Raw genomic sequence first — 8,276 nt, 5'->3', positions numbered from 1 at the left:
TTTGACCGGTTTGTGGAGGCAACTAAGGGCTACACGCCTCCCGTGGCCGATGCCCGGGGCCAGGAGGTCTTCCAGCAGTACTGCATGGCCTGCCACGGGGTCCAGGGCAAGATGCCGCCGGCAGTTATCGGTCCGGAGCTGGGCTTTACCGGCAACCGGGTAAGCCTGGCGGCGGGGATCGTGGACTACACGCCAGAGCACATGAAGGCCTGGATCAAGGACCCTGCCGCTATGAAACCGGGGGTCAATATGCCCGGCTTTCCGCAGCTTTCCGAGGAAGATCTGAACGCTCTGGTGCGGTATCTAGATGGGCTTAAGGTGGAGGGGTTTGACTTTAAGGCGCTTCCTAGGTTCTAAGGAGGTTGGGGGAAATGGCGATTGTAACCAAGCCAAAAGCGGGTTTCTGGGCGGTCCTTTGGGACCTTCTTACCACGGTAGACCACAAGAAGATCGGGCTCATGTACACCGCTACCGCCTTCTTTGCCTTTGCCCTGGCGGGGGTCTTTTCCTTGCTCATCCGCGCGCAGCTGGCGGTGCCCAATGCTACACTTCTCACCGGGGAGCAGTACAACCAGATCCTTACCCTGCATGGGGCGGCCATGCTCTTCTTCTTTATTCTCCAGGCGGGGCTCACCGGCTTCGGCAACTTTGTGCTTCCCCTCATGCTGGGGGCTAGGGATGTGGCCCTGCCCCGGGTGAATGCCTTCAGCTACTGGGCTTTCCTGGGAGCCATTGTGATGGTGCTGATGAGCGCCCTCTTCCCTGGAGGGGCCCCGGACGTGGGCTGGACCTTTTACTATCCCCTCTCTGCCCAGTCGGGTAGTGGGGTGGACTTCTTCACAGCCGCGATTCTTCTTCTGGGCTTCTCCAGCCTCCTGGGGAACGCCAATTTCATCGCCACCATCTACAACCTTAGGGCCCAGGGGATGAGCATGTGGAAGATGCCCATTTACGTTTGGAGCCTCTTCGCCGCGGGTATTCTTAACCTTTTTACCTTGGCAGGGCTTACGGCCTCTGCTTTGACCATCCTTCTAGACCGCAAGCTGGGCCTTAGCTGGTTCAACCCCGAGATTGGGGGCGATCCGGTACTCTTCCAGCAGTTCTTCTGGTTTTACTCCCACCCTGCCGTTTATGTGATGCTTCTTCCCTATCTGGGCGTCCTAGTGGAGGTGGCTTCCACCTTTGCCAAGAAGCCACCCTTTGGCTACAAGGCCATGGTGTGGGCCCAGATGGGGATTGTGGTGGTGGGTACCATCGTCTGGGCCCACCACATGTTTACGGTGGGGGAATCCCTCCTCTTCCAGATTTACTTTGTTATAGCAACCGCTTTGGTCGCTGTGCCCACTGGGGTAAAGCTCTTTAACATTATAGGTACCCTTTGGGGCGGGCATTTGCAAATGAAGACCCCCCTCCTTTGGGTTCTGGGCTTTATCTTTAACTTCCTCCTGGGCGGCATTTCTGGGGTAATGCTGGCCCTTACTCCCTTTGACTATCATGCCCATGACTCCTACTTCGTGGTAGCCCACTTCCACAACGTCTTGATGGCAGGGTCTGGGTTTGGGGCCTTTGCTGGGCTTTACTACTGGTGGCCCAAGATGACGGGCCGCATGTACGATGAGCGCTTGGGCAGGCTCCATTTCTGGCTTTTCTTGGTGGGCTACCTACTGACTTTCCTTCCTCAATATGTCTTGGGCTTCCTGGGCATGCCTCGGCGGTACTACACCTACAATGCGGACATCGCCGGCTGGCCTGAGCTTAACCTCATCTCCACCATCGGGGCCTTCATCCTGGGCTTGGGTGGCCTGGTCTGGATCTACGCCATGTGGAAGAGCCTGCGCTCCGGGGAGAAGGCCCCCGACAACCCCTGGGGCGGGTACACCCTGGAGTGGCTCACCAGCTCCCCGCCCAAGGCCCACAACTTTGACGTGGCCCTGCCCAAGGACTTCCCCTCGGAAAGGCCCCTTTACGACTGGGCCAAGAAGGGGGTGGAGCTGAAGCCGGAAGATCCCAGCCATATCCACCTACCCAACAGCTCCTTCTGGCCCTTCTACTCCGCCGCCACCCTCTTCGCCTTCTTTGTCAGCGTGGCCGCCTTGCCCGTGCCCAACGTCTGGATGTGGCTCTTCCTGGCCCTCTTCGCCTATGGCCTCATCCGCTGGGCCCTGGAGGACGAGTACAGCCACCCGGTGGAGCACCACACCCTTTCCGGCAAGTCCAACGCCTGGATGGGGATGGCCTGGTTCATCGTTTCGGAAGTGGGGCTCTTCGCCATCCTCATCGCCGGCTACTTGTACCTCCGCCTCACGGGCGCGGCCGTGCCTCCGGAGGAGCGGCCGGCCTTGGGGCTTGCCCTCCTTAACACCTTCTTCCTGGTGAGCTCCTCCTTCACCGTGCACTTCGCCCACCACGACCTAAGGCGGGGCCGGTTCAGCCCCTTCCGCTTTGGCCTTTTGGTCACCATTATCCTGGGGGTCCTCTTCTTCCTGGTGCAGTCCTACGAGTTCTACGAGTTCTACCAGCACTCCAGCTGGCAGGAGAAGCTCTGGACCGCCACCTTCTTCACCATTGTGGGCCTCCACGGCCTGCACGTGGTGATCGGGGGCTTTGGCCTCATCCTGGCCTACCTGCAGGCCCTAAGGGGCAAGATCAGCCAGCACCACCACGGCACCCTCGAGGCGGCCAGCATGTACTGGCACCTGGTGGATGCGGTCTGGCTGTTCATCGTGGTCCTCTTCTACGTCTGGTAGGGTTCGGCCCTCTAGCCCCCGCCCCTTGGGCGGGGGCTTTGCTATGTATGGAAGAGGATGCGGCTTCTGGTGGTGGACTTTGACTACTTTTTTCCCGTGCCCCAAGACCCAGCTCTACCCCTGGCGTCCCTTTACTCCTGGGCCCACTTTGAAACCCCCTACTACCTGGGGGAGGCCTGGGAGGAACGGGCCTTGGCCTTTCTCCTAAGGGGGCTGCCTTTGCCCCAAGCCCAGGGCTGGGAAGGGTTTTGGGAACGCTTTACCTTCGCTCCCGATGCCCAGCTTTACTATGCCGACTCCAACGCCTTGGCCTTTCATCCCGAGGTGCGCGAGGGGATACGGGAAGTGGTCCTCTTTGATGCCCATCACGACGCTGGGTATCGCCCCTTGGGGGAGGAGCCCGCCTGCGATGACTGGATGGTCTACTACGCCAAGGAGGGGGCCAGGCTCCGGGTGTTCTACCCTCCTTGGCGCGATCCCTCTTTGGAGCCCGAGCCCAGGGTTCCCCTGGTGCGGGCCAAAGACCCAGGAGGCCCGGCAGAGGGGATGTTTCATCGGGCCTTCCTGTGCCGCAGCGGGGCCTGGGTGCCCCCTTGGGCCGATGAGGCCTTTTTTGCCTTGTTGGAGGAGGCTCCCCTTCCGAAACGGGCTTTGGAGGTCCTGGAACCTAGACCCTTCAACCTCGAGGCCCTGCGGCAGAGGGCAGAGGAGGAGGCCTTTGGGCTTTGGTTCCTAGAGCGGCTAAGGGGGCTTTCCTAGTCCGTGCCCTGGACAAGCCCTTGCCCTTCGCCTATAATCACTAAGGCTGTTGGGCCGTTAGCTCAGCTGGCAGAGCAACCGACTTTTAATCGGTAGGTCGCAGGTTCGAATCCTGCACGGCCCACCAAAGCGGGGCCCCATCGTCTAGCGGTCAGGACGCGGCCCTCTCAAGGCCGAAACGGGGGTTCGATTCCCCCTGGGGTCACCACGGGCGGCTAGCTCAGCTGGTCAGAGCGCTCGCCTTACAAGCGAGAGGTCAGAGGTTCAAATCCTCTGCCGCCCACCACGATGGCCACGCCAGACTTCCCCCCTCGCTGCCGAGGGGGGAAGCCGCTTTGCGGGCTAAAGGGTTCCCGGGGATGCGCTTCCGGGATGGGTCCCTACAGGCCAAGCCCTAAGGTTCCTTGGCCAAGAGGCTTTTCACCGCTTCGGGCAAGGGTTCCTGGGGGAAGAGGGTTTGGAAGCGCTTAGCCAGGTCCTTTAGGAGGGGACGTAGCCCCTCATCCCGCAGGGCCTGGGGAAAGAGGGCCTCCATTTCCTCCAGAAGGGATTTCCGGGCCAGATGGCGGGCCACCAGAAGGGCTTCGCCTTCAAGGGAGGTGGGCCGGCCCCGCTTCAGGCGCTCGGCTTCCTTGCGCACCCAAGGGCTTTCCAGAAGGCGGCGGCAGGTGGGGCAAGGGTGTTGGGTGCTGGGGCTGTGGCAGATGGGGCAGGGTTGCCCTCGGTCTTGTTTTAACAGGGCCAGGGCGGCGCGGGCCACCTTCTGCTGCAGCTCCGGCGGAGCCTTGGCCGCCAGCTCCAGGGCCCGGCGGTTTGCCCAAAGGAGCCTTTCGGGATCTTCCGGAGCCTCTTGGGGGCTAGGCGCCTCCTGTTCCAAGGCGCCCACCACGAAGCGGATCTCCTTCACCGCTCCGGGGAAGCGCTCCTCATAGCGCCGCACGAGGGCCAGGCGGCTATAGGTGAGCTGATGGGCGGTGACGGGGTCGGCCACGCGCACGGTGAGGACACCCCCCTCGAGGGCCAGGGGCTCGCTCAGGCGGGCAAGCTCCTTGCCCACCACCTCCCGCCAGGCGGCCAGCACCAGGCCCCGCTTCAGCTTTTCCTTCCCCCCGGCCTTCTTAAGGGCCTCGGGGATCACCTCCTTAAGGTGCCAGGGCATGGGAAGCCTCCTTGGGGATTATACTTCCCAGGAGGGACCCAAAGAGGGGTTTTTCCGGGGCCCCCACCCTGGCGCCAGGGTGGGGTTTGGGTTAGCCCAGGACCACCCCCCCTTCCACCCAGCATACCGGCACCCCTTGGGGGGCCCAAAGCCCGGCCAGGGCAGCCTGGGGAAGGCTACGGGCGTAGGCCAAAACCGCCTCCCGCTTGCCCTCGTCCAGCTCCTCGCTCCACTCGTCCACCAGGAGGAGGGGGGCTTCCCCGTGGTGTTCGGTAAGAAGCCGGTGCTCGGCCAGGCGCAGGGCCAGGGCGATGGCCTTGGCCTCCCCCCGGCTAGCAAAGCGGTGTACCGGGCGGCCCGAGAGCAGGAAGACCAGGTCGTCCCGGTGGGGGCCCACCAGGGTCTGGCCTTTTAGGAGCTCCTCTTCCCGCCGGGCCTGGAGGGCCTCGAGGAAATCCCCTGGCGCGGTCTCCTCCAAAAGGAGCCCTGCCTCCCCTGGGGCCAGGGTTTGGTGGACGGACCGGAAGATGGGCAGGAAGCGCTTTAGAAAACGCCCCCTAAGGGCCATGATCTCGGTGCCGTAACGGGCAAGCTCCTGGTCCCACACCGCAAGCCCATTGCCCCCCGCCTTTAGGAGGGCATTCCGCTGGCGAAGCGCCTTCTCGTAGGCGGAAAGGAGGGCGGTGTACCGTCGGGAAAAGCGCCCGATAAGGCGGTCCAAGAAGGTGCGCCTCTCCTCCCGGCTTCCCAGGACCACCTCCACGTCCTCAGGCAGGACCAAGACCGAGCCCGGAAGCTCCTGGAGTGCCCGGAGGCTTACGGCCTTTTCGTTTAGGAAGACCACCCTTCCCTCTGGGCCAAGCCTTTGCTCTATGCGGTAGAGGCCCAGCTCCGTTTCCACCTCGGCGAAAAGCCAAGCTTCCTTTTCCCCAAAGCGGATGAGGTCGGCCAAAGGGCTGCGCACCTCTCCCCCTAGGGCCAGGTGGAGGCCCAAAAGCAGGCTGGTCTTGCCCTGGGCGTTTCCCCCCACCAGGGCGAAAAGCCCCTGGGGAGGGTGGAAGGCGGCTAGGGCCAGGTTGCGGAAGTGCCTTTGCCGAAAGGATAGGAGGCGCATCTAAAGCCTAACCCGGCGAAAAAGGAGGGGAAGCAGGAGGAGGACCATCAGCAAGAGCCCAGCCCCTAGGAGGTAGGGGGCTTCGGGGGCGAGCCGGTAAAGCCCTGTACCCAGTATAGGGCCCAGCATCCGCCCCAGGGCCTGGGCGGAACTGTTGAGCCCCGCCACCAGGCCCTGCTCCCCTTCCCCCACGGCCAGGGAGAGGGCGGCGGTGACGCCTGGCCCAGCCAGGGCTACCCCCGCCCCCTGCAGAGCCAGGCCCAAGGCCAAAAGGGGGAAGGTGTGGGCCGCCACCAAAAGGAGAAAGCCCAACACGCCCAGGGGCACCCCGGTGAGGAGAAGGGTCCGGGGTGGCCAGGAGAAGCGCCGCACCAAAAAACCCTGGATAAACACCGCCACCAGCCCATAAAGCACCAGGGCCAGGCCCACGCTCCTGGCAGTTTCCACCCCGGAAAGCCCCAGGCGGTCTTGGAAGTAGAAGGCGATGGTCTGCTCCAGGGCCACGCTGGAGAGGTTCAGGGTAAAGCCCAGGAGAAGGAGAGGGAAGATGTGGCCTTCCCAAGGGGAAAGCCGGTCGGGAGGGATGCTGCCTTGGGGCTGGGACTCGGGGAGCACCACGGCCACAAAGAGGGCGTTCAGGAGGGCAATCCCGGCGGAGAAAAACACCGGGGCCAGGAGGCCGAAAAAGGCCGCAAGCCCCGCTCCCAAGGCGGGCCCCAGGATCACCGCCAGGCCAAAGGCCGCCCCCAGGAGGGCCATGCCCGCGGTGCGGTTTTCCCTGCCGGTGACGTCCGCCACATAGGCCTGGGCGGTGGGGAGGGTGGCGGAGCTGAAGGCCCCTCCCAGAAGCCGGGTTAGGAGAAGGAGGAGGAAGAGGAGGCCGGGGGAGAAGAACCCCTTTTGCCCCAGAAGGGCAACCAGGCCAAAGAGCAGGAAGCTGATGCCAAAGCCCAGGATGCCCAAAAGGAGGATGGGCTTGCGCCCACGCTCGCTAAGCCTTCCCCATAAGGGGGAAAGGAGAAACTGCATGAGGGCATAGCCGGTGGAGAAAAGGCCCACCTGGACCTCACTAAGGCCCAACTCCCGGCCTAGGGGCCCCAGGATGGGAAAGAGGATGGAAAGCCCGAGGATGCTGTTGAAAAGGGTTAGGAAGAGGAGGCCAAGGGGAGACATCCCCCCAAGTTTAGCCGAAACGGCCGGTGATGTAGGCCTCGGTGTAGGGGTGCTTGGGCTTGGTAAACATAAGCTCGGTGGGGCCTTCTTCCACCAAGACCCCCAGGTGCATGAAGAGGGTGCGGTCGGAGATGCGGCTGGCCTGTTGCATGTTGTGGGTAACGATGACCACCGTGTAGTGCTCCTTCAGCTCGAGGATTAGATCCTCTATGGCCTGGGTGGCGATGGGGTCTAGGGCGCTGGTGGGCTCGTCCATGAGGAGCAGCGGGGGTTCCACGGCGATGGCCCGGGCGATGCAAAGCCGCTGTTGCTGGCCACCCGAAAGCCTCAGGCCGCTCTCCTTTTTAAAGCGGTCCTTGACCTCGTTCCACAGGGCGGCCCGCTTTAGGGCCTCCACCACCCGGTCCTCGAGCTCACTCCCCTTCACGCCCATCAGGCGTAGCCCAAAGGCCACGTTCTCAAAAATGGTTTTGGGAAAGGGGTTGGGCTTTTGGAAGACCATGCCGATGTGCCGGCGCACGGCCACCGGGTCCACCTGGGGATCGTAGATGTTGATGCCCTCGTAAAGCACCTCCCCCTCCACCCGTACCCCGGGTATGAGGTCGTTCATGCGGTTCAGGGAGCGCAGGAGGGTGCTTTTGCCACACCCCGAGGGGCCGATGATGGCCGTGACCTGGTTGCGGGGGAAGCGCACGCTGATCCCAAAGAGGGCCTGGGCCTTGCCGTACCAGAGGTTCAGGTGGCGTACATCCACCAAGGCTTCGGCCTCGGGCACGGGGTCGGTGCGCACGGTCTCGTGATCCTTGAGAAAATCCAGGGCGTTCACCACTCCCTCCTAAAGCGGTTCCGGAGATAAAGGGCCAGGAAGTAGAGGACGGAGAGCACCAAGAGCATCACCAGGATACCGGCTGCGGCCACCCGGGCGAACTCGGGAAGGTTCATCCCCACCCAAAGGTAGATCTGCACCGGGATGACCGTGTATTCCGAAAGGGGGCTATTGGGCAGAAAGGGGACGTAGGCGGCAGCCCCCACCAAAAGGAGGGGTGCGGCCTCCCCGATGAGCCGAGCGGCGGAAAGGATGACCCCGGTAACCATCCCGGGAAGGGCGGCGGGCAAGACCACCCGGAAGACCACCTGCCTTCGGGTGGCCCCGAGGGCAAAGGCTGCCAGGCGAAGGGATTCCGGAACGGCCCTCAGGGCTTCCCGGGCGGTGACCACGATCACGGGAATGCCCAAGAGGGCTAGGGTCAGGGCGGCGGGAAGGATGGTGGGGCCAAGCCCCATTCCCCTTACGAAAAGGGCCAGGCCAAGGAGGCCGTACACA

8 protein-coding genes and 3 tRNA genes are annotated in these 8,276 nt (G+C 63.2%); 6 read left to right on the top strand and 5 right to left on the bottom strand.

The window, feature by feature from the left end; all coding sequences use genetic code 11:
- The 6 genes from Q0693_RS00055 to Q0693_RS00030 form a co-directional block, all read left to right on the top strand.
- Positions 1-357, top strand: a 357-nt coding sequence (locus Q0693_RS00055) for a cytochrome c (protein ID WP_298627963.1), incomplete at its 5' end; no start/stop codon positions are given.
- A gap of 14 nt (positions 358-371) precedes the next feature.
- A complete protein-coding gene (ctaD, locus tag Q0693_RS00050) occupies positions 372-2,747 on the top strand; it encodes a cytochrome c oxidase subunit I (RefSeq protein ID WP_298627961.1) in 2,376 nt (791 codons plus the stop codon).
- 57 nt (positions 2,748-2,804) lie between these two features.
- Positions 2,805-3,506, top strand: coding sequence for a hypothetical protein (locus Q0693_RS00045; RefSeq protein WP_298627958.1), 702 nt, complete (start codon positions 2,805-2,807; stop codon positions 3,504-3,506).
- Between the two features lie 51 nt (positions 3,507-3,557).
- Positions 3,558-3,633 (top strand) — tRNA-Lys (locus Q0693_RS00040).
- 6 nt (positions 3,634-3,639) lie between these two features.
- A tRNA-Glu gene (locus tag Q0693_RS00035) sits at positions 3,640-3,714 on the top strand.
- Position 3,715: 1 nt separating this feature from the next.
- Positions 3,716-3,792 (top strand) — tRNA-Val (locus tag Q0693_RS00030).
- 108 nt (positions 3,793-3,900) lie between these two features.
- On the opposite strand, the gene Q0693_RS00025 is transcribed toward Q0693_RS00030, so the two are convergent.
- From Q0693_RS00025 to Q0693_RS00005, 5 genes are all read right to left on the bottom strand, one after another.
- The gene (locus Q0693_RS00025; protein ID WP_298627955.1) at positions 3,901-4,665 is read right to left on the bottom strand and encodes a DUF721 domain-containing protein; all 765 of its coding nucleotides are present in this window, start codon (positions 4,663-4,665) and stop codon (positions 3,901-3,903) included.
- A 91-nt stretch (positions 4,666-4,756) separates the two neighbouring features.
- Entirely contained in the window at positions 4,757-5,779 is a 1,023-nt protein-coding gene (recF, locus tag Q0693_RS00020) for a DNA replication and repair protein RecF (protein ID WP_298627953.1), read from the bottom strand.
- Positions 5,780-6,952, bottom strand: a complete 1,173-nt coding sequence (locus Q0693_RS00015) for an MFS transporter (protein WP_298627951.1) — start codon at positions 6,950-6,952, stop codon at positions 5,780-5,782.
- 10 nt (positions 6,953-6,962) lie between these two features.
- On the bottom strand, positions 6,963-7,778 hold the full coding sequence (gene pstB / locus Q0693_RS00010) for a phosphate ABC transporter ATP-binding protein PstB (RefSeq protein ID WP_298627948.1): 816 nt from the start codon (positions 7,776-7,778) through the stop codon (positions 6,963-6,965).
- On the bottom strand, positions 7,775-8,276 hold a 502-nt coding region (locus Q0693_RS00005; protein WP_298627946.1), incomplete at its 5' end, for an ABC transporter permease subunit. The genes Q0693_RS00005 and pstB, both read right to left, overlap by 4 nt.

This window comes from uncultured Thermus sp., assembly GCF_938010445.1.
Classification (GTDB): Bacteria; Deinococcota; Deinococci; order Deinococcales; family Thermaceae; genus Thermus; species Thermus altitudinis.
The sequence above is the reverse complement of the archived record's forward strand: the minus strand, read 5'-3'. Positions and strand labels throughout refer to the sequence as shown.